Annotated in this window: 19 protein-coding genes; 7 read left to right on the forward strand and 12 right to left on the reverse strand. The window is 66.7% G+C overall.

Annotated elements, in window-relative coordinates:
* The 3 genes from B7R93_RS15865 to atpD form a co-directional block, all read right to left on the reverse strand.
* Positions 1 to 415: HEAT repeat domain-containing protein (locus tag B7R93_RS15865; RefSeq protein WP_232798216.1), on the reverse strand; the 415-nt coding region annotated here is incomplete at its 3' end.
* 305 nt (positions 416 to 720) lie between these two features.
* Entirely contained in the window at positions 721 to 1,170 is a 450-nt protein-coding gene (gene atpC / locus B7R93_RS08590; protein ID WP_103020371.1) for an ATP synthase F1 subunit epsilon, read from the reverse strand.
* An 87-nt stretch (positions 1,171 to 1,257) separates the two neighbouring features.
* Complete coding sequence (gene atpD / locus B7R93_RS08595) at positions 1,258 to 2,760, reverse strand: F0F1 ATP synthase subunit beta (RefSeq protein ID WP_103020372.1); 1,503 nt, start codon at positions 2,758 to 2,760, stop codon at positions 1,258 to 1,260.
* A 274-nt stretch (positions 2,761 to 3,034) separates the two neighbouring features.
* On the opposite strand from atpD, the gene B7R93_RS08600 reads away from it, so the two are divergent.
* A complete protein-coding gene (locus tag B7R93_RS08600) occupies positions 3,035 to 5,623 on the forward strand; it encodes a zinc-dependent metalloprotease (RefSeq protein ID WP_103020373.1) in 2,589 nt (862 codons plus the stop codon).
* A gap of 238 nt (positions 5,624 to 5,861) precedes the next feature.
* A complete protein-coding gene (locus B7R93_RS08605) occupies positions 5,862 to 6,233 on the forward strand; it encodes an Hpt domain-containing protein (RefSeq protein WP_103020374.1) in 372 nt (123 codons plus the stop codon).
* Positions 6,234 to 6,241: 8 nt separating this feature from the next.
* Here B7R93_RS08605 and thiL read toward each other — a convergent pair whose 3' ends face one another.
* A complete protein-coding gene (thiL, locus tag B7R93_RS08610) occupies positions 6,242 to 7,324 on the reverse strand; it encodes a thiamine-phosphate kinase (RefSeq protein WP_103020375.1) in 1,083 nt (360 codons plus the stop codon).
* A gap of 306 nt (positions 7,325 to 7,630) precedes the next feature.
* Between thiL and B7R93_RS15515 the strand changes: the two genes are divergently transcribed.
* On the forward strand, positions 7,631 to 7,765 hold the full coding sequence (locus B7R93_RS15515; RefSeq protein WP_198598627.1) for a T9SS type A sorting domain-containing protein: 135 nt from the start codon (positions 7,631 to 7,633) through the stop codon (positions 7,763 to 7,765).
* A gap of 37 nt (positions 7,766 to 7,802) precedes the next feature.
* Here B7R93_RS15515 and B7R93_RS08615 read toward each other — a convergent pair whose 3' ends face one another.
* The 8 genes from B7R93_RS08615 to porX all read right to left on the reverse strand — a co-directional run bounded on the left by B7R93_RS08615 (position 7,803) and on the right by porX (position 18,110).
* Positions 7,803 to 8,996 carry an anhydro-N-acetylmuramic acid kinase gene (locus tag B7R93_RS08615; protein ID WP_103020376.1) on the reverse strand — a complete coding sequence of 398 codons (1,194 nt, stop codon included), beginning with the start codon at positions 8,994 to 8,996 and terminating at the stop codon, positions 7,803 to 7,805.
* 66 nt (positions 8,997 to 9,062) lie between these two features.
* Positions 9,063 to 9,902, reverse strand: coding sequence for a tetratricopeptide repeat protein (locus B7R93_RS08620; RefSeq protein ID WP_103020377.1), 840 nt, complete (start codon positions 9,900 to 9,902; stop codon positions 9,063 to 9,065).
* 139 nt (positions 9,903 to 10,041) lie between these two features.
* Entirely contained in the window at positions 10,042 to 11,568 is a 1,527-nt protein-coding gene (locus B7R93_RS08625; RefSeq protein WP_103020378.1) for a glycosyltransferase, read from the reverse strand.
* Positions 11,569 to 11,651: 83 nt separating this feature from the next.
* Positions 11,652 to 13,196: a hydroxymethylglutaryl-CoA reductase gene (locus B7R93_RS08630; RefSeq protein ID WP_103020637.1), complete on the reverse strand. Its 1,545-nt coding sequence runs from the start codon at positions 13,194 to 13,196 to the stop codon at positions 11,652 to 11,654.
* 98 nt (positions 13,197 to 13,294) lie between these two features.
* Positions 13,295 to 14,524, reverse strand: coding sequence for an ArsA family ATPase (locus B7R93_RS08635; protein WP_103020379.1), 1,230 nt, complete (start codon positions 14,522 to 14,524; stop codon positions 13,295 to 13,297).
* A 38-nt stretch (positions 14,525 to 14,562) separates the two neighbouring features.
* Positions 14,563 to 15,873: a bifunctional folylpolyglutamate synthase/dihydrofolate synthase gene (locus B7R93_RS08640; protein ID WP_103020380.1), complete on the reverse strand. Its 1,311-nt coding sequence runs from the start codon at positions 15,871 to 15,873 to the stop codon at positions 14,563 to 14,565.
* A gap of 80 nt (positions 15,874 to 15,953) precedes the next feature.
* Positions 15,954 to 16,439: a tRNA (adenosine(37)-N6)-threonylcarbamoyltransferase complex ATPase subunit type 1 TsaE gene (gene tsaE / locus B7R93_RS08645; protein ID WP_103020381.1), complete on the reverse strand. Its 486-nt coding sequence runs from the start codon at positions 16,437 to 16,439 to the stop codon at positions 15,954 to 15,956.
* Positions 16,440 to 16,547: 108 nt separating this feature from the next.
* The gene (porX, locus tag B7R93_RS08650; protein WP_103020382.1) at positions 16,548 to 18,110 is read right to left on the reverse strand and encodes a T9SS response regulator signal transducer PorX; all 1,563 of its coding nucleotides are present in this window, start codon (positions 18,108 to 18,110) and stop codon (positions 16,548 to 16,550) included.
* 257 nt (positions 18,111 to 18,367) lie between these two features.
* Between porX and B7R93_RS08655 the strand changes: the two genes are divergently transcribed.
* From B7R93_RS08655 to B7R93_RS08670, 4 genes are all read left to right on the forward strand, one after another.
* Complete coding sequence (locus B7R93_RS08655) at positions 18,368 to 19,213, forward strand: extensin family protein (RefSeq protein WP_103020383.1); 846 nt, start codon at positions 18,368 to 18,370, stop codon at positions 19,211 to 19,213.
* Positions 19,214 to 19,383: 170 nt separating this feature from the next.
* Positions 19,384 to 20,046: an O-methyltransferase gene (locus B7R93_RS08660; protein ID WP_103020384.1), complete on the forward strand. Its 663-nt coding sequence runs from the start codon at positions 19,384 to 19,386 to the stop codon at positions 20,044 to 20,046.
* A gap of 301 nt (positions 20,047 to 20,347) precedes the next feature.
* Entirely contained in the window at positions 20,348 to 23,119 is a 2,772-nt protein-coding gene (locus tag B7R93_RS08665; RefSeq protein WP_198598628.1) for a TonB-dependent receptor, read from the forward strand.
* Between the two features lie 91 nt (positions 23,120 to 23,210).
* Positions 23,211 to 24,176, forward strand: a complete 966-nt coding sequence (locus B7R93_RS08670; RefSeq protein ID WP_198598629.1) for a fasciclin domain-containing protein — start codon at positions 23,211 to 23,213, stop codon at positions 24,174 to 24,176.
* Positions 24,177 to 24,304: the final 128 nt, after the last annotated feature.

Here is a 24,304-nt window from a genome sequence, read left to right on the forward strand (position 1 = left end):
TGCCCGTCGTGCCGAGCGCCTCAATGAGGCGGTTCTGCACCGAGGGATCGCGCTCACGGCCCAGGGCCCGGAGCAGTGGGGACGCCGGGACCCCCGACGGCATCTGGCCGAGTGCAAACGCGGCGTCGGTGCGGACGAGGGGGACGCCGTCGCTCAGCAGATCGAGGAGTCCTGAAATGGCGCTGGTGTCCCGGACGGACGCGAGGGCAAGAGCGGCCCGGGCCCGCACGTCGGCGTCGTCGGCCCCGATCTTTTTGCGCAACAGGGGGCCGTTTCGGTCGACCTGCGCCTCCACGACCGCCTGGAGCGCAGGTCGCGTCAGCAGATCGTCGGACGGGCGCTCGGGCATCGGCTGGGCGGCCACGCCCGTGAGGCTCCACAGACAGACGAGGGGGAGGGCAAGCCAAGTCCTCATTGGGGGACAGGACAGCTGGGAAGAAACCGGGGACGGGCAAAAGCGGACGACGCGGCGCGTGTCTGCACGCTCGCGGCTCGGCCCTCGCAGGGCCTCGTGTCCACGGCCCGGCGGCCGTCCCTCCATGATCGACTGCCGAAGCCATCATGGAGAGGGCGCTTCGGCACAGGGACGGTGGGAAAACCGGTCGAGAGGGCCGATGGGGGCAATCAGGAGAAGGAACGCCGGAGAAGTGGAGACGGCGTCCCGATCCCACCAAAAAGACCTTCAAGGTGAAGGCACAGGAGGGCGGCGCACGACGCCCCCTATGTCTGTTGCGTGCCGACCTTGCCCATGGCGACGCGCAGACGGTTGCGGGCCCGGTCGCGGGCGGACTCGTAGGTGTCACGCTCCTCCTGCTGCAGGCCCTGCTCCAGGCGCTGTTTCGCGCGCTCCTTGGCGCTCTCGGCCCGGTCCACGTCGATCTCCGAGGCCGGCTCGACCGTTTCGGCCAGCACGGTCACCTTGTTGTCAATAATCTCCAGGAAGCCCCCACTGGTGGCGAAGATGATGCGGTCGTTGTGCACGTCGGCATACTCGTGGGCCGCCTGGGTCTTCACGATCAGGGGTCCAATCCCGAACGCGGCGATCATGGGCGCATGGTCCTCGCGGACCTCAAACGAGCCTTCGATGCCGGGGGCACGAACGCCGTCGGCCGGGCCCTGAAATGAGCGCTCGTCCGGCGTCACGATGTCAACGGTCAGTTCGTCGGCCATGGGGCGTCAAGGTCAAATGACGAAGTGCGGAGGTCGAATGCGCGTCGCACGAACGGTCCCGTTCGCCGCCCGCAATTCGAGGGTCGGTTATGCTTCTTCGGCCATCTCTTCACCGGCCTCGATGACCTCGTCGATCGTGCCCTTGAGGAGGAAGGCCCGCTCGGGCAGGTGATCGAGCTCGCCGTCGAGAATCATGCGGAAGCCGCGGATGGTCTCCTCGATGGGGACGTATTTGCCGGGCTGGCCGGTAAACTGCTCGGCCACGAAAAAGGGCTGGCTCAGGAACCGCTGTACGCGCCGGGCGCGGTTGACGGCCTGCTTGTCCTCGTCGCTCAGCTCGTCCATTCCGAGAATCGCGATGATGTCTTGCAGCTCCTCGTAGCGCTGGAGGATCTCTTTCACGTCCTGTGCGGTCTCGTAGTGCTCAGTGCCCAGCGCCCGCTCGTTGAGCATCTGGCTCGTGGAGTCGAGCGGGTCGATGGCCGGGTAGATGCCCTGCGTGGACAGCTGACGCGAGAGGACGGTCGTGCAGTCCAGGTGGGCAAACGTCGTGGCCGGGGCGGGGTCCGTCAGGTCGTCGGCGGGGACGTAGACGGCCTGGAAGGAGGTGATGGAGCCTTCCTGGGTCGAGGTAATGCGCTCCTGGAGGTCGCCCATCTCACTGGCGAGTGTCGGCTGGTAGCCCACGGCGCTCGGCATGCGCCCCATGAGGGCCGACATCTCCTGGCCCGCCTGGACGAAGCGGAAGATGTTGTCGAGGAAGAAGAGCACGTCGCGCCCCCCGAGGTCGCGGAAGTACTCCGCGATCGTGAGCCCGGTGAGGCCCACACGGGCCCGGGCGCCCGGCGGCTCGTTCATCTGGCCGAAGACGAGCGAGATGTTGCTCTCGCTGTTCATCGTCTCGAGGTCGACCTTGTCGAGGTCCCACCCGCCGGACTCCATCGACTCGCGGAACTCTTCGCCGTAGGTCATCACGCCGGCCTCAATCATCTCGCGGAGCAGGTCGTTGCCCTCCCGGGTGCGCTCCCCGACGCCGGAGAAGACCGAGAGGCCCTCGTGCGCCTTGGCGATGTTGTTGATGAGCTCCATGATGAGGACCGTCTTGCCGACGCCGGCCCCGCCGAAGAGGCCGACCTTGCCGCCCTTCGGCACCGGCTGGATCAGGTCCATCACCTTGATGCCGGTCTCCAGCACTTCCTGCGACCCGGTGAGCTCGTCGTAGTCGGGCGGGTCCTGGTGGATGGCGCGCCGCTCGTCGACATCCGGCTCCGGCAGGCCGTCGATTGGCTGGCCGACCACGTTGAAGAGGCGGCCCCGAATCTCTTGCCCGATGGGCACACTGATGGGCTGGTTCGTCGCCACGATGTCCTGGCCGCGTTGCAGACCGTCGGTTGAGTCCATCGCGATGGCGCGCACACGCCGTTCGCCGAGGTGCTGCTGCACCTCCAGAACTAGGTCGCGGCCGTCCTCCCGATCGATACGAAGAGCATCCAAGATGTTGGGCACGCCGTCGCGTGGGAATTCGGCGTCGACGACCGGGCCGAGGACCTCGACGATTGTGCCCTTGACTTCGTTGCTTCCTACTTCCATGAGACGGGGTCAATTATTCGATGAGAAGAGGGGCCAGACGCTGTGGAAAACGGCGGCGCTTCGCCGAAGAATATCGGGCCGGATGTAGCGTATACACGATTAGAAATGTAAAGGGCGTCGATGGAAAATGCCCATGCGACGGATGAGGATTCCACGGCTGCCCCGCAAAGAATCCGGAAATTCTATGTCTCTCGGCATTTCGGTTTCCATTGCGCCAATTCGTAGATTCTGAGCGGCTCCACGTTCCACTCCCACACCCATCTGGCCTGTTCCCATGCCTCCCGTTTTCAGTCACGCCGGGCCGCGTCTCCTCTGCGTCGTGCTTCTCGTGATCGCTGCAGTGGGGGGCATCACCTCTTCTGCGCTCGCGCAAGGGGCAGAGAAGGCCGCCCTTCCCACCATCGCCGAAAAGACGGAGGAGATGACGAAGATGGACGGCTACGTGCCCGTCTACTGGGACGAGACGACGGGGCGGCTCTGGCTGGAAATTTCTCGGTTCGATACCGAGATGCTGTACGTCGGCTCACTTCCCACCGGGCTCGGCTCGAATCTCGTCGGGCTCGACCGCGGCCAGCTCGGCACGCAGCGGGTCGTCCGCTTCGAACGAACGGGGCCGAAAGTGCTCCTCGTGGCGCCGAACCTCGACTACCGCGCCGCCTCCAAAAACGAGCATGAGCAAAAGGCCGTGCGGGAGGCGTTTGCGCCCGGCGTCGTATGGGGCTTCGAGGTGGCGGCCGAGGGGCCCGACGGTCGCGTGCTGGTCGACGCGACCGACTTCGTGGTGCGCGACGCCCACGGGGTGGCCCGTCGCCTCGAAAACACGGGGCAGGGCGCGTACTCGCTTGCCAAAGAGCGCAGCGTGCCCGTTCTCGAACACGTGAAGGCCTTCCCGGAAAACACAGAGCTGGAGGCGCGGCTCACCTTTACCACGGACGGCGACCCGGGCGAGTACGTGGAGCAGACGGCGGCCGTGCCCCGGGCCGTCACGCTTCGGGTGCGCCACTCGCTCGTCGAGCTGCCGGACACGTCCGGGTACAGCCCGCGCCGCTTCGACCCGCGCTCCGGGCTCTTCTACGCGGACTACATGGACTTCGCGACGCCGATTGGGGAGTCCATGACGACCCGTCTTATCAACCGGCACCGGCTTGCCTGTGCGGAGCCGCCTGGCGCGGACGGGCGATGCCCGCCCAAAGAGCCGATTGTCTACCACCTCGACCCCGGCACACCCGAGCCGGTGCGCAGTGCCCTGCTCGACGGGGCGCGCTGGTGGGACGAGGCGTTCGAGGCGGCGGGCTTCGAGGACGCGTACCGGGTCGAGGTGCTGCCGGACAGTGCCGACGCGATGGACGTGCGCTACAACGTGATCCAGTGGGTCCACCGCCGCACGCGGGGCTGGAGCTACGGTGCCTCCGTCACCGACCCGCGGACCGGCGAGATCCTGAAGGGCCACGTCACGCTTGGCTCCCAGCGGGTGCGACAGGACCACCTGCTGGCCGAGGGCCTGCTGGCGCCGTATCAGGGGGCCCACGCCGACGGATTTCTTCCGGAAAACGACCCGATGTTGGAGATGGCCCTCGCCCGCATTCGGCAGCTGTCGGCGCACGAGGTGGGGCACACGCTCGGTCTCGCTCACAACTTTGCCGGGTCGGTGAACGACCGCGCCTCGGTGATGGACTACCCGGCCCCGCTGGCCCGGGTGCGTGGCGACTCGATCACGCTGGAGGGGGCCTACGATGCCGGCGTGGAGCGGTGGGACGTACAGGCCGTTCAGTACGCCTATGCCCGCCCGGGCCCCGATCAGACCGAGGCTGCACTGCTCGATAGCCTCATTCGGGCGGCCGAGCGAGAGGGGCTCCGGTACGTCACCGACGCTGACGCCCGCCCGCCTGGGGCTGCCCACCCGATGGGCAATCTCTGGGACAATGGGCGCGACATGGTGGAGGCCCTCGACCGGGAGATGCGGGTGCGAGACGTAGCGCTCGACCGGTTTGGCGAGGCGGTCGTGAAGCGGGGCGCGCCGCTGGCCCGCATGGAAGAGGCCCTCGTGCCGCTCTACCTGCGGCACCGGTACCAAGTCGGGGCGACCGCGAAGCTGGTGGGGGGCGAAGCCTACGAGTACGCCACGCGGGGGGAGGCGGACCCGCAGTTGGCCGAGCGCGTCCCGGCCTCGCAGCAGACGGCGGCCCTCGATGCCCTGCTCTCCACAATCACGCCGTCGGCACTGGCGCTGCCCGAAGCCGCCCGCACCCGCATTCCGCCGCGTCCGCCCGGCCACGCAGAGCACCGCGAGCTGTTCGAGGGGCGCACGGACCCGACGTTCGACCCCTACGCCCCGGCCGAGGTGGCCGCCACGATGGTCCTGGACGCCCTCACTCAGCCGGAGCGCGCCCTGCGCCTCGTTGAGCAGCACGACGCCAGCGCCAACCTCCCGGGCCTGCAGGGTACGGTGACACGAATCACCGACGCCGTCTGGAAGGCCGATGCGCCCACCGATGCGTATTCGGCCGAGGTGCAGCGAACGGTGCAGCAGGCCTGGACGGACGTGCTGCTCGACCGCGCCGACGCTGAGGACGGGGCGCCGGCCGTACAGGCGCGTCTGGACCAGCACCTGCGCACGCTCCGGGACTGGCTCGCGGCCCATCCGGGCGAGAGCACGGAAGCGGAGGCCCATCGGACCGCCATCCGGACGTCGATCGACCGGTACGTCGACCGGTCCCACGACGCAGCCTCGGGCCGCACTACCGTCGACGCACCGCCCGGGTCGCCCATCGGGCAGGCCCCAGGGTACCATCGGCGCCACGTCCAGCGGCAGGCCTGGCTCGACCAGTGGACCCCGTTCGCCTGTGCGCGGCAGCGACCATAGGAACGCATCCTCGGTTCCTCGCATGCTTCTTGCTCTGCAAAAACACAACGACGCATGCCTCGAGGCGTCCCTACACCCGGCGTTTCGGCCGGAAAGACGGAAGGGGTCGTGCTTCCGCCGTCGACGTGGAAAATACATCCTCCCGTCCGCACACGAGAACAGACAGGCGGACCCCGTCGTGTTGGGCACTCACGCCGTCGAGGCACCCACTGAACCGATTCAGCCGACCGGAAGTGCCATGTCTACGCCCGCCGTTGACCGGGACGCCCTCGTTGATCTGCTGGACGGGGACCCGGACATCATCGCAACCCTGATCGACTCGTTTCTGACGGACTGTTCAGACTACATGGACGCCATCCGGGAGGCGGTTGAGCGGGGAGACACCGAGACGCTGGAACGGGAGGCCCACGGCCTGAAGGGGGCTGCGGGAAGCCTCCGGGCGTCCCCGTCCAGCGGGGCGGCCCAGACGCTTGAGGAGATGGGCCACACGGGGGATCTCACGGGCGCCGAGGCGGCCCTGGATACGCTGGAAACCGAGATCGACCGCCTCAAGGACGAGCTGCGTGCCCTCCGGAAGGCGTGCCAGGAGGCGGCAGGGACGTTGGACTGAGTGAGGGACTACACCTGTGAGGCGGTTGCGGACGGGTCGTCGAAGTGGTCGAAGCCCCCGGGCTGAAGGGGGACATTCTCGCCGTGGGCGCGCTGAATCTTGATCGGGTGTTCGGGGGCGTCGGGCTCCACGATCTCGCCCACCACCGTGTACGTCTGCGGGTCGAGGGCCTCGAGCTCGTCTTCCGGAATCGTGAACACCAGTTCGTAGTCCTCGCCGCCGAACAGGGCGTAGATCGTCACGTCCTCCCCGAAGTCGGTGGCCGTGTTGCGGGTCTCCGGGTCAATGGGCAGGGCCGGCTCGTAGAGCTGGGCGCCAAGGTCACCGGCCTCGCAGATGTGGTGCACCTCGGCGGAGAGCCCGTCCGAAATGTCGATGAGGGCGTGGGGCTGCACCCCGGCGTCGTCCCACTCACGAATTGTCTTGAGCTGCGCCGGCGGGGCCAGGTGCCGACGAATGACGTAGGAGTACGGGTCGAGGTCCGGCTCGAAGTCCTCTTCCTGCTCCTGGAGGCGTTCTCGGTTCCGCAGAAGCACCTTCAGGCCTGCGTAGGAGGAGCCGATGTCGCCGGTCACGCAGATCTTGTCGCCCACCTGGGCCCCCGTTCGGTACACCACGGCGTCTTCGTCGGCAGCCCCCACGACGGAGATCGAGAGCGACAGGCCGTGGGACGCGTTCGTGTCGCCCCCTACGATGTGCATGTCGTAGGCGTCGCAGGCCTGCTTCAGGCCCTCGTAGACCGTGGTAATCATCTCGACGGACACGTTCTGCGGAATGCCAATCGAGACGGTCGCGTAGCGCGGCGACGCGTTCATCGCCACCACGTCGCTCACGTTGACCGAGAGGGCCTTGAAGCCGAGGTGCTCCATCGGCATGAAGGCGCGGTCGAAGTGCACGCCTTCGATGAGCGTGTCCGTCGTCATCACGTGGACACGGTCGTCGTCCGTGCGGTACACGGCCGCGTCGTCGGCGATGCCCGACACGATGGTGTCGTCGGTCGGCTCGCCGAGCGTGTCGCGCAGGAGAGCAATGAGGCCGAACTCGCCGATCTCAGCGAGGGCCGTCTGGTCGGACTGCTGCTGGGATTCCATGGGGGCCGGGGCTTGCATTCGAAAAAGCATTGACTGCCGAAATTCCTATACCCCGGCGGCACAGGCATGTTTGCCCGTCGAGGCAGCACAGGGGCCCTTTCGTCGGCTTTTTGGTTGACAGAGACGGGAGATGGTTGGCTACGGCAAGGGCATGTCCATGTCTCCGGGCGGTTGCTTTCCTAAAGCACGTCGGGCGGTGGGACCGCAGACACACTCACGGACCGATCGAGAAACGGAGGTGGGGGCGGAGAGACGGTTGCAACGCGGTGACCCCGGATCGGATGTGGCGATCGGTCTAAGCGAAAGATGCTTCGTCCCTTGCGCCCGGCTGGGCGGCACGCGATGGCGATTGGGGGCAAGGGGCTGCCGAGCGGGGTGTACGTTGTCCACGTGACGGTCGGGGACGTGACGGCGACGTGTCGGCTCGTCGTGGTATGGTAGCGGGACTCTCTGAACGGTGGGGCGGGGGACCGCCGCTCTATCGACCCGGCACGCTGATCGATCCCAGCACCGTTCGGGCCGAGGCGCCCGTGACCGACGGCAGGTTCGTGGGCACGCCGTTGACGGTCTCGTGGGCGAGGACGGCAAAGCAGAGGGCCTCCTTCGCGTCCGGGTCCACGCCGTAGTCCGCGGTGGAGCGGACCGGGATCGGGGTGAAGGCCTCCTCCAGCATCCGCCAGAGCGTGTCGTTGTGCACCCCGCCCCCGCTGACGATGAGTTCGCCGATGGACTGCTCCGGGCGTACGTACTGGGCGTACGCCTGGTAAACGGAGGCGGCCGTCAGGAGCGTCGCCGTCGCGATCGTGTCCTCGGCACTCAGACCGCGGGACTGGGCGGCGCTCAACAGACGGTCCACGTACTCCGGCCCGAAGTCGTCACGTCCGGTGGATTTTGGCGGTTCGCGGCGGAAGTAGTCGCCCTCCAGCAGGTCGGCAAGCAGGTCGTGGTCGGGGGTGCCGCTGGCGGCGTGCCGGCCGTCCGGGTCGTGGGACGCGTCAAAAAGGCGGGCGGCGAGGGCGTCGATCACCATGTTGGCCGGGCCGGTATCGAACGCTCGCACCTCGTCCGGCGCCCCCCCAGCGGGGAGCACTGTGAGGTTGGCGATGCCGCCGAGGTTGAGCAGCCCACGGGGCGCCTCGGCGTCGGTGAAGGTGACGACGTCGAAGTACGGCACCAGCGGGGCGCCCTGCCCGCCCAGCGCCAGGTCGGCCGCCCGGAAATTGCCGACGACGGGCACGCCCAGGTGGGTGGCGAGCGTCGACGAGTTGCCCAGCTGGAGCGTGGCCCGGACGTCCTCGCCGGCACAGTCCGTCGGCTCGGGGCAGTGGCACACGGTCTGCCCGTGGGCCCCCACGAGGTCGAGATCCGCGCGGTCCGCGTCGCCGTTCGCCAGCACGCGGTCGACGGCCTCCACATACGCTTCCGCGATTCGAGCGTCGAGGCGGGCCACGTCTTGGATCGACGACGAGTCGGGGACGGTGGTCTTCCGGGTGAGGGCCCGGAGGGACTCGGAGTAGGGGACGTGGACGAACGCCTCGGCCTCCATCGTCAGGGGTGTGCCGCTGCCGTCGAGCTGGACGAGTGCGGCGTCGACCCCATCGAGCGAGGTGCCGGACATGAGCCCGACGACCAGTCGGGGAGAGGTGCGATGAAGAGAGAGGAGGGCGTCCATGCGGGACGACGAGTACTGCGAACGGCGGAACGGAGGGGCTTCGTCGAAGGCCCGTGAGGGGGCGGCCTACGACTCTTCGTCGGGGGCGTCGGCCTTCTTGCGCATCTCATCGGCCTTTTCCCGAAACTCGTCGGCCCGGTCGGGCTCCTGCTCGGCCAGGGTGGCGTAGATGCGGGCGGCCTCCTGATGGTCTCCCTGTCCTTTGTGGATCTGAGCCAGGGTTTCCGAGACGATGTCTTCCGTGTCGTCCTCCTCGCGCTCCGGCCCGTCGTCGACCTCCGGGGGCGGGACATCGGGGTCGGCATCCGGCTCCGGTTCGATGCGGGCCGACTGCAACTCGTCGATGAGGTGGTCGAGGTCGTCGGCGCCGCCCTCGTCTTCGAGCTGTTCGACCTGCTCCTCGGGGGTTGGTGGAGGGGTGTCGGGAGACGAGGGAAGATCCGACGACGGGGGCGCGTCGGACAGGCCGGGACGGGCCCCGCCCTGTCGGGCCTCCCGTTCGGCCTGGCGTCGCAGCTGGGCCAGGCCGGAGTCTGCGTCGGCCGAATCGTCCTGCGCATCGGCCGCGGGGGAGGCGTCCGGGTCGGTGTCGCGGCCAGATGGAGTCTTGAGGGACGAGGGAAACGCAAAGCTGAACGAGGGCCCGCTGTCCTCTTCCAGGCGACGGAGGACTCGCTGCGTGCCGGTCTCGGCGATGGGGCTGTTCGGCATCAGGACGCGCGCCTCCGCCCACGACTGCAGGGCCTCTTCCCAGCGCTCCTGGGACTCGTACGCGTGGGCCAGTAGCACGTGCGCTCCCAGGTGGGCCGGCAGGGCCGCCACCTTGTCGGTGAGCATCGCGATGGCGGCGTCGTAGTCCTCCTGTTCCAGCAGGGCGAGGGGCTCTTGGAGATCGGGCACAGACATGGCGGGCGGGTGAGGCGCGCTCGGGGGGGAGCGAGGGACAGGGACAATGAGGGACGCCCACGGGGGTTCCTGGCCCGGACGTGCGTGATGGGGGACTGTGTCCTCAGAGGGGCTACTGGGAATGGATAGAAGGGGAGAGCTAGGCGGCCGGGGACGAGGCGGGGGTGGAGGGGCGCCGCTGCGCCGTCAGGGCCTGTCGCAGGCTCGACGCGGTCACGAGCGCAAACCCGAGGGCGAACAGGGCCTGGAACGGAACGGCGGCCCACTCGCCGAGGCCGACCACGACGCCGAGGCCGACGGTCGAGTAGAGGGCCAGTGCCATCTCGCCCCACACGACCCGTGGCACCTCGCGGATGGCGTAGCGGCTCTCCCACCAGCCGTCGCCGCCCCCGGCGCCGTACTTCGGCGTGCGGATGAATGCGGTGTCGGTGCCGCGGAGGGCCTGCCAGACGGCGTTCGTGTTGCTGATGGAGAGGCCCATGGTGCCGGCCATGAACGGAACGAAGAGACGGAGCCGTCGCCGCCAGTCAGGATGAAGGGCCCGCTGGGCGAAAAGCTGGGCGAGGAAAAAGCCGGCGAACCCGAACAGGCCGAACCCCATGACGGCGAAGTAGGCCTCCCCGGGCCCGTGCCCGACGCCCTTCAGCAGAAGAAGAGGGGCATGAGTGAGGGCGGCGAGCAGAATGAAGGGAAAGGCGAAGTGGGCGGTGAGGTGGAACGTTCCCGCTAGCTTCACCCGCCAGGGCTGCGTTGAGCGCCAGAGGCGCCCCGTGAGCTTGAGGGCCGTTTCGGCGCCGCCCTTTGCCCACCGAAATTGCTGGGCACGGAGCGCGTTCATGTCGGGCGGCAATTCGGCCGGGGCCTCCGCGGAGGGAAGATACGTGAGGGTCCAGCCCCGAAGTTGGGCGCGGTAGCTGAGGTCGAGGTCTTCGGTGAGCGTGTCGTGCTGCCACCCACCCGCGTCCTCGATGCAGGCGCGGCGCCAGACGCCCGCGGTGCCGTTGAAGTTGAGGAAGCACCCGGCCAGCTCGCGCACCCGCTGCTCGATCGCAAAGTGGGCGTCGAGCCCGAAGGCCTGCACCTTCGTCAGCAGCGAGTCGTCCCGGTTGAGGTGGCCCCAGCGGGCCTGCACCATGCCGAGGTCGGGGGCGTCGAAGAAGTGCGGGACGAGGCGCCGGAGAAACGACGGGCGCGGCACGAAGTCGGCGTCGAAAATCGTGACGAGATTGCCCCGGGCGAGCTGCAGGCCGTTGGCGAGGGCGCCGGCCTTGTAGCCGGTGCGGTCGTCGCGGCGGACGTGGGTGATGTCCACGCCCTGGTCCTGCCAGTGGGCGACGCGGCGGGCCACCCGCTCGGTCGTCTGGTCGGTCGAGTCGTCGAGGACCTGGATTTCGAGCCGGTCCCGGGGGTAGTCCAGATCCACGCAGGCGTCGATGAGGCGCCGCGCCACTTCGGCCTCGTTGTAGAGCGGCAGTTGCACGGTCACGACGGGCCAGTCGTCGGTGGGGACTGGCAGGTCGTCGGGGGCCGGCACCGGGCCGTCGCGGAGCGTCTCGTGGTTGGCGTGGACGAGGGCCAGCCAGAGCAGGTTGCCGCCGTAGGCCGTGAGGACGACAATCGATACCGCGTAGAGCACCGGAATGGCGAGTTCGAGCGCCGCAAGCATCAGCGTTGCACGTTGAGATGTTGAAAGGGGAACGGTGGGGGTGGGCAACGATCATGCCCGTGTGTCCATGTTCTCACGCCCGGTCACCGATTCCGGCCGTACGTCTCGTGGCTGGAGACCCAGTCCGACGACGAGATGGCGGCGCCGAGCGACAGTTCGCCGGCGAGGGTGGCCGCCGCCACGATTTCGGCAAACTTGTGGACTTTTCCCTTGCCGTAGCACCCCATGAGTTCGAGGCACTCGCGCTGGGTGGGCAGCCCCGTGCCCCCGCCGTACGTGGCCACGATGAGGGACGGGATGGTGAGCGAGATGTAGAGGTCCCCGTCGTCGGTGAGGTCGGTGTAAAGGACGCCCGCGGACGACTCGGAGACGTTCGCCACGTCCTGCCCGGTGGCGATGAAGAGCGCGGTGATGGCGTTGGGCGAGTGGCCCCCGTTGTTGTTGGCGCCGGAGAGAAAGGCCCCCACGGTCGACACGTTCCAGTGATGGTGCAGGGCCTCGGGCTCCACCCGCATGTGCTGGGCGAGCGTGTCCCGGTCGATGGTCGCCTCGGCCGTCACGCGCTTCCCCCGGGTCTGCATCACATTGACCTGCGAGGCCTTCTTGTCCGTCGCGAAGTTCGACTCCAGGTAGAAGTGCTCGACGGAGCCCGGGTACTGGTCCATGATCCAGCCGCAGGCGGCGAAGGTGGCGCGGCCCACCATGTTCTGCCCCGCCGCGTCGCCGGTGCGGTAGTTGAAGCGCAGGTACGCGAAGTGATTTGACAGGTAGTGGTCGATGTAGAGCAGCTCCGCGACGCTGGAAGTTGCCTCCGCCTCCGCCCGGACGGCATCCATGTGGTCGTCCACCCAGTGGGCGAAGTCGCGCGCCTCCCGGGCGTCGTTGAAGATGAAGACCGGGGCGCGCTGCATGCAGTCGCCGGACACGGTGGCCTTTACGCCGCCGCTCAGATTGCACACCTTGATGCCGCGGTTGTAGGAGGCCACGAGCGTGCCCTCGGACGTGGCGAGGGGGATCAGCACGTCGTCCTGCGCGTGCTCCCCGTGCACCGACAGCGGGCCGGCAACCCCGAGTGGGACCTGGGCGACCCCGGTGAAATTTTCGATGTTGCCGTCGGTGACCTCGGGGGCGAACGAGTAGTGGGACACGTGGTCGAGCGAGGTGTCGCTGTAGTCCTCGACGAACTGCTGCCGCTCGTCGATGATGGCTTGACCATAATTGTCGTCCGGGTCTCGGGGGATGCGCGTCAGGGCCTCGTCCTGGCCGGAGATCGAGTCTTCGACCGAGAAGCTGAGCGTCCCGAACGGATCGGCCCGGAAGCGCAGCGTAAGGTCGTGCGTGCCGGTCTCGAGGGCCGGCCGGTCGGCCCGCACGTGAAGGGTGCGGCGCAGCGGAAAGTCGAGCGTGTCCTCCTCCGAGATCTCGTCGGCCGCGCAGGGCTTGCCCTCGCCGGTGAAGAGGTACACCCGTTCTGGTGGCACCGCGTCGCCGTTGATTTTGATGCCGAGGAGGCCGGTGAGCGTGGCGTCCTGGAGTCGGTTCTTGAGTGCGAACTCGACGCCCCGGTCGGTATTCTCGAGGCTGCCGAACGTGTAGAGCTGCTTCAGAAGGGTGTCGGGGACGGACATGGGAGGTGGAAGTTCGACTCGGACGGGCGAGGCGTCGCTCTCAACGAGGAGGCCCCGAACGGGTTCGTCGATCGGGAAGGATCGGGTGCCTGACATACTTACGCTGGGGAAGAGGCTCCATCCGGCGTGAAGCGGACGCGGAGCCATCCCTCGTCCAGGGTCGCGTTCGTCATTCGGTAGTAGTTGAGAAAGGTGGGGAGGAGTACATTAGACCGCTGATTGGCGACCTGCACGACGAGCTGATCCCCGAGGTGGCGCACGTCAAGGTCGTCCTCCGCGGCGAACGTGAGACGGAGCTTCAACACGTACGCGTCGCCGTCCTCCTGCACCGTGAACGTAGGCTCGTCGTAGAACACGTCCGTCGGGGCCCGCTTCGAGTACATCGCATCCCCGACGCGGCCCAGCCGCTCGGCCCCGAACACCTCTTCGCCCAGGTGCGGCACCTGTAGAATCGGGAGGGGCCGAAAGCTCTGCTCGATCTCCTCGAGGTATCCGCGCTGGCTCTCCACGTAGCCCTCGAAAAACGAGTTCTCCGGCACCTCCGCTTCCGGCAGCACGCGGTTCACGATGACGCTGTCCACGCCGTAGCCGTAGAGCTGCAGGTACGTGAATGCCCGTCGGGCCTCCTCAATCACCATCTTCTCGGGGTTGGTCACGAGCCGGATGGAGGTGGTCGACGGGGTGGCGAGCACCTGTTGCACGCGCTCCAGCTTTTCAAAAATCACCTCTAGCTCCTCGTAGCCCTTGTCCAGGGGGATGCCGGTGGTCTTGCGGACGCCGAATCCAAGCGACTTGACGGCCAGCTCCTGAAACGGAAACGCCTTCGCGAGCCACCACTGCGTCACCTGCGGGAGGGTGAGGAGGGTGAGTGTCTCGCCGGTCGGCGCGCTGTCCACGACGACGAGGTCGTAGTCGGCCTCGCGGAGGGCCTCTTCGAGCCACAGCAGCACCGAGCCCTCATTCATGCCCGGCAGGGCCGCCAGCTCCTCGGCGGCGATCTGGTCGACCCCCTGCCAGCGAAAGACGGTGAGCATCAGCTCCCGCATGTTGCCCCAGTGCTTCCGCATCGAGTAGTAGAGGTCCACCTCCTGGGCGAAGAGGTCGTCGTGCACCTCTTGGGCCTCCGGGCCGAGCTCCTGGTCGAGCGCGTCGGCGAGGCTGTGGGCGGGGTCCGAGGAGAGGACGAGCGTCTTGTGGCCGTTGCGGGCCGCGCGGAGGGCTGTGGCGGCGGCACAGGTGGTCTTGCCGGTGCCGCCCTTGCCGGTGAAGAGGAGGATCCGGGGGGCGTCCTCGAAGGAAGGCTCGTCGTCGCCGGCGGGAAAGAGCATGGACGCAGGGGGAAACGGGGAGGAGCAGGGAGCGACGGTCAGTCGCGGAGCGCAGGGGGGAGCACGTCCACGAGCTTGTGCGAGCCGATGAGGAGCAGTCCATCCCCGGGGGCAGCGGCCTGTTCAAAGTCGTCGAGCGCGTCGGGGAGGGAGCGAGGATCGCGAGTCGCAACTCCCTGTGCCCGCAGCCGCTCGGCAATTTCACCGGGGGGAATGGCGCGCTTGGTGTCGATGGGGATGGGGATCACGACGGCCTCGTGGGCGGCAAGCAGGCGGGCGGTCGCGTCGAGCTGCTTGCCCCGCACCGCATTGAGGCACACGTGCAGCGTGCCGCCGCGGTTGGCCACGACGGGCGCCACCGTGTCGAGACTGGCGGCAATGGCGGGGGGGTTGTGCCCCACGTCGACCACGATCAGGGGCTCCTCCTGAAGCACGTCGAGCCGCCCGTGGAAGCCCGTGTGGCCCCGCACGTCGCCAAGGCCCTCCCGCACCGCCGCGTCGGCAGACGTATCGCCTTTGCCCGCCAGGAACGTGAGCTCCGCGGCCCGCACGGCGAGGGCGGCGTTGCGCTGCTGGTGCGGACCGGCAAGGGACAACGAAAGCCGATCGTAGTGGTGCGCGGGGGTGTCGAGGCTGAAGGTGCTCCCGGTGAGGTTCGACCGGTGGGGGGTCCAGGACGTCTCGTCGTCGAGCCGGTGGAGGGGGGCGTCCTGTGTGGCGGCGACCTCGGCGATGGCGGCCCGCGCCTCGTCCGGGGTCACGGCACTGAGGGCGGGCGTTCCGGGCGTGATGATGCCCGCCTTCTCGCGGGCGATGGCGTCGAGGGTGTCGCCCAGCATGTCGGTGTGGTCGAATCCGACGTGGGTGATCACCGACAGGGCAGGGCGGAGCACGTTCGTCGAGTCGAGGCGCCCGCCCAGTCCCACCTCAATCACGGCCAGGTCCACGTCCTGCTCGGCAAAGTACCGGAAGGTGAGGGCGACGGCGAGCTCGAAGAAGCTGGGCTGGACCTCGTCGATGAGGGCGCGGTGCGCGTCGAGCGTCTCGGCGAGCCAGTCGGTGGGCGCGGGCGTGCCATCCACCCGCATCCGCTGGGCAACGTGCGTGAGATGGGGGGAGGTGTGGAGGCCCGTGCGCAGGCCCGCCGCGGTGGCGATGGCCGCGGTCATCGCGGCGGTCGAGCCCTTTCCGTTCGTCCCGGCGACGTGCACCGCCCGGAGCGCCTCGTGCGGATTGCCCATCCCGTCGACCAGGGTTCGCATCCGGTCCAGGCCCGGGGCGTAGGCGTCGTCGGCGACGTTGGCGTACTGGGGACGGTTCAGAAGAAGGTCGAGGGCGTCGTCGGGCATTCGCGGTCTGCGTCGAAGGAGAAAAGGTCGAGAGGGGCCGGGCCCAGCGGGAATGCCGCGTGGCGCGCGTCCGGGGGCACTCACGCCTGCGAGGTCTCGTCGTCGGACGCGTCGGGGGCGCCGAGCGTGACCCGCCGCCTCGACGGGGCCACGTGGTGGAATTGAAGATGGACTGTGTCGGGCGGAAGGAGGGGGGAGACCCGTCCGGCCCATTCGATGCAGGTGATCCCCTCGCCGTGCACGTACGTCTCGAAGCCGAGCTCCACGAACTCGTCGGGCGTCTGCACGCGGTAGGCGTCGAAGTGGTAGAGCGGATGCTTGCCCTCCTCGTGGACGGACAGAATCGTGAAGGTGGGGCTGCGCACCTCGGCGGGGCGGAGGCCGAGGCCGCGGGCGACGCCTTTGGCAAAGTGGGTCTTGCCCGAGCCCAGGTCGCCGTACAGTGCGAGGACGGCCCCCGGGGCGAGTATATTCACGATCCGGGCCCCAAGTGCCATGGTGGCCTTCACCGAGTCGGTCGTTTGGGGGAGGAGGTCCTGGATCGTGCTGCGTGTCGTTTCGGGCATGGGGGGAGGCGTGACGCATCATGCGTGAGGAGGAGGCCGGTGTCGTTCGGCCATCACGTTTCACCCATCACGGGTCATCGGGCATGGATTCGTTGGACCGATCCAGGCTTACCCCTTCGGCTGGAGCGTCGCGACGGGCAGAATCATCTCCTGCATCGAGGCCCCGCCGTGCTGCAGGGTGTCCCGGTAGAGATTTTCGTAGTGGTGGAAGTTGGTAGGGTACACGAAGTAGTAGTCCTGCTTGGCGAAGAGGTAGGTCGTGTTCATCCCGTAGCTGGGCAGCCCGAACCGCTCCGGCTCCCGGACGAAGATGGCGTCGTCCTCGTCGCACTTCAGGTTGCTCCCATACTTGTAGCGGAGGGCCGTGGACGTCTCGCGGTCGCCGATCACCTTGGTCGACTGCAGGCTGCGCACGGCGCCGTGGTCGCTGGTCAAGACGACCGTACAGTCCGTATCGGACAGTGTCTTCAGCATGTCGAGGAGCCAGGAGTGTTCGAACCAGGTCCGCGTGAGGGCCCGGTAGGCCTCCTCGTCGGGGGCCAGCTCCTGCAAGACGTCCGATTCGGAGCGGCTGTGGGCGAGGATGTCGATGAAGTTGACGACGACGGCACTTAGGTCGTGCTGCGTCAGGTTGGCCGCGTCCCGGGCCAGCTGCTGCCCGTCCTCGCTCGTAATCAGCTTGTCGTAGCGGAGGCTTAGGTCGTCGTGGTGATGCTGGTCAAGCTGGTGGCGGAGCAGGGCGTCCTCGTACTGGTTGCGGCTGTGCTCGCTCTCTTCGCCCGTCTGCCACGCCTTCGGAAAGCGATCCACGAGGTCGACCGGCAGCATCCCACTGAAGACGGCGTTGCGGGAATAGGGGGTGGCCGTGGGCAGGATGCTCATGTAAAAGTCCGTGTCGACGGCATAGTGTGGCCGAAGCAGCTCGGAAATCTCAAGCCACTGGTCGTACCGCAGGCAGTCGATCACGAAGAAGACGACCGGCTCGTCGCCCGTCTCTGGCAGTACGAACTCGGGCACCACCTCGTGGGAGAGGACCGGGCGGTCTGCCCCGGGGGCCTCGTCAACGCGTGCCATCCAGTCCGGATAGCGCTCCTCGACGAACCCTCCAAATTCGCGGTCCGCCTCCTCAAACTGGTCCTGGAAGACCTGCCGGGCCCCCTCGTCGTCGGCCAACTCCAGGTCGTACTCCACGAGGGTTTGGTAGAGGTCAACCCACTCGTGAGAGGAGAGGGGGGTGCGGAGCCGTTGGGAGATTTGGTTGAACGACTGCAGGTACTGCTGGGAGAGGGCCTCCTGCCGAATCTGCGACTGTTCCAGAAGCCGCTTGCAGGTGAGAAGGATTTGGCTGGGGTTGACGGGTTTGGTGAGGTAGTCGCTGATTTGGTTGCCGAGGGCGGCCTCCATCAGGTCCTCCTCCTCACTCTTGGTCACGAGCACCACCGGCAGGTTGGGCCGCTCGCCCTTGATGGCGTCGAGGGCCTCCAGCCCCTCCATGCCCGGCATCTGCTCGTCGAGCAGCACTACGTCGAAGGGGCGCTGTTGCACCAGGTCCACGGCGTCTGCCCCGTTTGCCACGGTCGAGACCTCGTAGTCCCTCTCCTCCAGAAACATCACGTGGGAGCGAAGCAGGTCGATCTCGTCGTCGACCCAGAGAATCTGTGGCGGGCTCATAGGGAGCGGGGAAACGTGTCGGGTGCCGACCGAGGGGAACGCGGTTGGGGGCGCCAGGGGCTGAGAGCAGCCGGGTACGGATGAGAATGGTTGTACCTGGGGCACTGCGTCACGTTCGCGCGGTGTGCCCCCTCCCGCGACGACCGGGTGCCCCCGACGGTACAGACGTTATGAAAGAGCCGCTGTCTGTGTCTACGGGGCGCGAGGTCAATGGTCCGTTCGCCCATGTCAGTTTGTACAGGCGCTCGCCCGTCGCCATGCCCGAACCCGAGAACGCGTTCGATGAGCTTGCAGGCGTGCCCGTTCACTACGACCGTGCCCCGAACGCCGGGTACGGGACCCGCGGCATCGCCTACACCTTTCACTCCACAGAGCCTTTCGAGGACACCCTGCATGCGGCCGTCGAAGAGCTCTGGGCCGTCTGTCCGCTCGGGCCGGCGGAGGTCCTCACCTCGGCCGGGGCCTACGTGGACAAGGGTGGCATGCACGGGGCCGGGCGGGCGTTCGACATCGACGGCATTTTCTGGGCCGACAAGGCGTTCGTCGCGAACCGGTACCCGAGCGACCGGGCCTTCTACCTCGCCGTCGAAGCGGTGCTCCGAAAGCACTTCGGAACCGTGCTCAACTACAAATTTGATGCTGCCCATCAGGATCACTTCCACGTCTCCGGTCGGGGAGAGCCGGGGTTTGTGGCGGCCCACGAGTCGCGGGTCACGTACTGGCAGATGGCACTGACCCATTTGTTCGATCGCCCTGTGACGGTGGACGGCCTCACGGGGCCGGAAACCAACCGGGCGTCCCGGGCGCTGCTCCGCGAACGCGGCGTCGCGGAGGCCGACGAGATGGCGACCGAGGCGGGACTGCACCGCGTGCTTGATCGCGCCTGGTCCGACCTCCTCGACGCGGCGAGAGAACAGGGATTCCGGGACATGGCGGACGCGACGAAGAAGACGCCGCTCCACCTCCTGGAGGCCCTCTACGCCACCGTCTCGGACGAGCTGGCGGGGCAGGCGAGCCGAAAAACCATCGAGAGTGCCGTGACCACGTTTGCCCAGCACCCCAAAACCGATGCCTGGCTCGACCAATTCCGCACCGACTCGTGATTCGTCGCCCACAGTGCGCGACCGACCGGGGTAAGCAAGCCGATGCCGGTCCTGTTGTGACGGTGGATTCCGTGTGCGCACGTGCTCTCGGGGGTCAGATGACAGGGAACGTTGCCCCTGGTCCCTCATGCGGGCAACGCGCTTTCTTCCCACTGTCCATGCCTCCCACAATGTCTACTCAGTCGATTGGCCTGACGGACGAACTGCACGAGTATCTCCTGTCCACGTCCCTCCGCGAGCCCGAGGTGATGCAGCGCCTCCGGGCGGAGACGGCCGAGCATCCGAAGTCGAACATGCAGGTCGCTCCGGAGCAGGGACAGTTCCTGCAGTTCCTCGTCCGGTTGATCGCGCCGCGCCGCACGATTGAGGTCGGCGTTTTTACCGGCTACAGCGCGCTCGCCGTGGCGTCGACCCTGCCCCCGACGGGCACGCTCGTCGCCTGCGACGTGAGCGAGGCGTACACGACGGTTGCACGCCAATACTGGGAGGAAGCAGACGTGGCCGACCGCATCGATCTTCGCATCGCGCCCGCCGAGGAGACCCTCACGGCGCTGATCGACGATGGGCAGGATGGGACCTTCGACTTCTCGTTCATCGATGCGGACAAGGCGAGCTACGACACCTACTACGAGCAATCGCTTCGGCTGCTGCGGCCCGGTGGCGTTATTGCCCTCGACAATGTGTTTCGCAACGGGCAGGTCGCCGACCCGGACGTGGAGGACGAAAGCGTGCGGGCCATCCAGCGCCTCAATGAGAAGATTCACGACGATGAACGGGTGGACCTGAGCATGCTCCCACTGGCCGACGGCGTGACCCTAGCGATGAAGCGGTAGCTGAGCGTGGAGGCCTCACTGCGGGCGAAGCCATTCCCCTCCGAACTCTTGCCGCCGGGCATTTCGCGAAATGGACGACAGTGAGTGGAGATCGTAATGTCTGTTTTTCGTAATTTCATACATTTTCGGGTTGTATCGTTTCTGCATCTTCGAAGTGTCGTTTCCAGAACATTGACAGTAATGATGCCTGGGACTATATAATGTGGACCATCTTATGAGTCCCCCTTCTCTCGGACTTTGGAGAAGGCAGTCCAGTAGGGAAAGAATTCGCTTGTCTTCATCGACGCTCCCTCATCCCCCTATGACGATACGCTACGCTTCTATCCTCCTGGTTGTCAGTTTTGCGTGGGGCCTCGTTGCGGGGGCGCCGGCGCACGCCCAGCAGGCCGCCACCCTGTCCGGACGTGTCGTAGGGCCGAGCGAGAATCCGCTGCCTGGGGCCAACGTCGTGTTCGTGGATTCGGACTACGGCACGGCGACCGGGCCCAATGGCTCCTACACGATCACGGACATTGAGCCGGGCTCCTACACGGTTCGTGTGACCTTCGTCGGGTACGAGACCGTCGAGCGGGAGTTTGCGCTGGAGGCGGGCACGACGGCGCAGGGGCGATTTGTGCTTGAGCGGGCTCCCTTGCAGGGAGAAGGCGTGACCGTCACCGTTGGGTCGCGGGCCCGCGACATGGCCGCCGAGGACATGGCCACTCCGGTAGACGTGTACGGGACGGAAGAAATCCAGACCTCCGGGGCCTTCGAGACCGGCCGGATTCTTCAGCAGAGTGCACCGTCGGTCAACTTTCCGCAGAACACGCTCTCCGACGGGATGGACGCACTTCGCTCTTTTACCTTGCGGGGGCTGAGCCCGGACCAGACGCTCGTTCTCGTGAATGGGAAGCGTCGCCACAAGTCGGCCCTTGTCAACCGGCTGGGGGCCGGGGTCTCAGGGGGGTCCAGTCCGATCGACCTGAACGCCATCCCGTCCAATGCCATCGAACGGATCGAGGTGCTGCGGGACGGTGCGTCGTCGCAGTACGGGTCTGACGCCATTGCGGGTGTGGCGAACCTGCGCCTCAAGGACGAGCCCCTGGACCCGACGGTGGAAACTCGGATCGGAGGGTATGTGACAAACCCCTATTCGAACGATGGGACCACCTACAGTGTCCGCCCGTCCTTCGGCGTAGAGCTGGGAGACGACGGCGGATTCCTGAACTTCTTCGGCGAGTACCGCCTTCGGACGCCGACCAACCGGGCCGGTCCGGCGGACTTCAACCTGGGGCCTGCCGGGCAGGGCGGAGATGAGATCGCGGGCCCGGACGAGGACGGACTGTTTGACATTGTCGACAAGAACAATTCGGTGGAGCAGCCGGCCTTCCACTGGGGGGATGGGCGGTCGGAGAACCTGCTGTTCTGGGCGAATGGGGCGTACCCCATCTCCGATCTCAACGCCGACCAGCCCACCGAAATCTATGCGTTTGGGGGCTACAGCTACCGGAAGGGAAAGGGACAGGGCTTCTACCGGGAGGGCACCGACGATGGCAACTGGCCTCAGATCTACCCGGAGGGCTTCCTCCCGAACTTCGAGAACCCGATCAACGATGGCTCGGTGGTCGTGGGGCTTCGGGGAGTGCTCGACGAATGGAACTACGACCTGAGCGCCCAGACTGGATTTAACTACTTTCAGTACAACATTACCAATACCCTCAACGCCAGCTTTGGCCCTACGCAGGGGGGAAACCAAACAGAGTTCTACGCGGGGTCTGTGCAGCTTCAGAAGACCGTCGTGCAACTGGATGTGGATCGCGGGTACGAGGTGGGCCTTGCGTCGCCGCTGAACGTGGCGGCCGGGGCCCTCTTCCGCGCCGACACGTACGAGCTCGAAGCCGGAGAGGAGGCCTCCTGGGCGGGTTTTACGGAGGACGCGCCCTGGCAAATCAACCAGAATGGGGGCGTGCCTGCCCCGGGGGCCCAGGTCTTTCCGGGCTTCCGCCCCTCGCAGGAGGTCGACGAGACGCGCACCAACGTGGGGGCGTACGTGGACCTGCAGACCGACCTCATCGACCCGCTCCAGCTGAACGTGGCCGGGCGGGTTGAGAATTACAGCGACTTCGGGTCGACCGTCAACGGAAAGGTTGCGCTGCGCTTCGAGCCGATCTCGCAGTTGGCCTTCCGCGGGACGGCCCAGACGGGATACCGGGCGCCGAACCAGGCGCAGAAGTTCTTCTCGAAGGTGTCCACGACATTCATCGACAACCAGCCCGTACAGACCGGCATCTTCCGCATCAACAGCGACATTGGGAATGCGCTGGGCATCCCGGACCTCGACGAGGAGCGGTCCGTCAACTTCAGCGGCGGCGTTGTCATCAAGCCCATCGAGCGGTTTCAGGTCTCGGTCGATTACTTCAACATCCAGATCGATGACCGGATTACCCTCTCGGGAGACCTTGGCGAGCCGGGATCGCCAGGGGAGGAGGCCATCAACCAGGTTCTCCGTGAAAACAACACGGGCGCCGAGTCCGCCAGCTTCTTCTCAAACGCCATCGACACGAACACGGAGGGCATTGACGTCACCTCCAAGTTCTCGGCGCTCCTCGCAGATGGGGTGCAACTGCAGCTTCGCGGCGCGTTCAACTGGACGGACACCGAGATCACAGGCGGTCCGCGCAACCCGACGACGCTGAATGAGGACTTCAGCACGGTGATTCTGGCCCCGGACGACCAGCGGGCGTTGACGGACGGTGCACTGCCCGAAACGACGACGAAGCTGACGGCCTCCCTCACGGCCGGCCCGGTGGACCTCACGCTCCGCGGCGCCCGCTACGGCGAGCTGCTGAACGCGGACGATGATGCCGACGACGAGTTTACGCTCGATCCGGAATACGTCTTCGGGGGCGAGCTTGGGTACAACATGTTTGACGATCAGGTCAGCCTCGCCGTCGGGGCACGCAACCTCTTCGACAACTACCCGGACCTCGACCCGCAGAAGGGGACGTTCGACATCATTCTGCCGTACAACCGGGCCCACCCGATAGGCTTCAACGGCCGCTTCGTCTACAGCCGGCTCACGATCTCCCTCTAGTTGCGTCGGCGGGGCCGGAGGCGACCCCCCGGCCTCGCTGCCCCGGATGGAAATGCCTCACCCCTCCTCGAACCGAACACCTTGTCCTCACATGATTGACGTTGCTACGTCTCTTCGCCGATGGGGCCGCCTCGGCCTCGGCCTGCTCGCCTTTGCCCTCGTCACGATGGGGTGTGACGCCTTCGTCGATCAGGACCTGGACGATTCGACGAGGCAGTCCCCCACGATTGCGGGGTACGTTCAGGAGGTGCCGGCATTGAGTTCCCTCGAAGGAGCTACGGCTGAGGCTGGCCTTGTCGAGACACTGGACACGGACGGTCCTTTCACCGTATTTGCCCCGACCAATGATGCCTTTTCGCCGGCCATTGACCCGTCGCTGAACCGGCAGGTTGTCGAGAAGGTCGTGCGGCATCATGTCGTGGACGAGATAAATGAGGAGGCCGCGCTCCGAACCTTGGCAGAAAACGACAACGCACTGAGTCCCCTATCGGGAAAGGGACTTTCTTTTCGAATCGTCGACGAGGACAACCAGGGTGCTGATACCTTGAAGGTAAACAGAGCAATTGTGACGAATCCCGACGCGAGTGCGCAGAACGGCGTCGTGCACGTGGTCGATGGCTTCCTGGCGGATGCCGTGGACCGGACAACACTCACGCCGCGGTTCACGATCTTTGCGCGGCTGGTAAAGGAGGCCGGCTTGGCGAATGCCCTCCGAGAAGCCGGGGCGAATGACGGGCGTACCATTTTTGCCCCGACGAACGAGGCTCTTCTGGGAGCCCTCGACAGCGATGGCAGCGGCGAGATCGAGGCGGGCGAAATTCCCTCAAACGCCGGCGATATTCTGCAGCACCACGTCCTCGACAGCGTTTTCCTGGCGGCCGATGTGCCGGAGTCTGAGACCTCCGTGCCCACGCTGGAAGGCTCAGACGTCACGGTCGTCCGGAGCGGGGACGAGGTCACGGTCAACCCGAACGATGAGGGAGCCAGCGTGACGACGCCGAATGTGGAGGTTGACAACGGGGTGATCCACGGCATCGACACGGTACTCCTTCCGTAGGGGGACGAGAGTTGCGGACGCTGCCAGGTCGGTTGTGCCAGCACAGTGCCGGGCGGTCCTCCGTGGGCGGCCCGGCGTGTCTACGTGAAGACAACGTGGAACGACGGGGCCAAACGGGCGGTAGCAGC

The sequence above is a fragment of the Salinibacter altiplanensis genome, assembly GCF_002894645.1.
Taxonomy (GTDB): domain Bacteria; phylum Bacteroidota; class Rhodothermia; order Rhodothermales; family Salinibacteraceae; genus Salinibacter; species Salinibacter altiplanensis.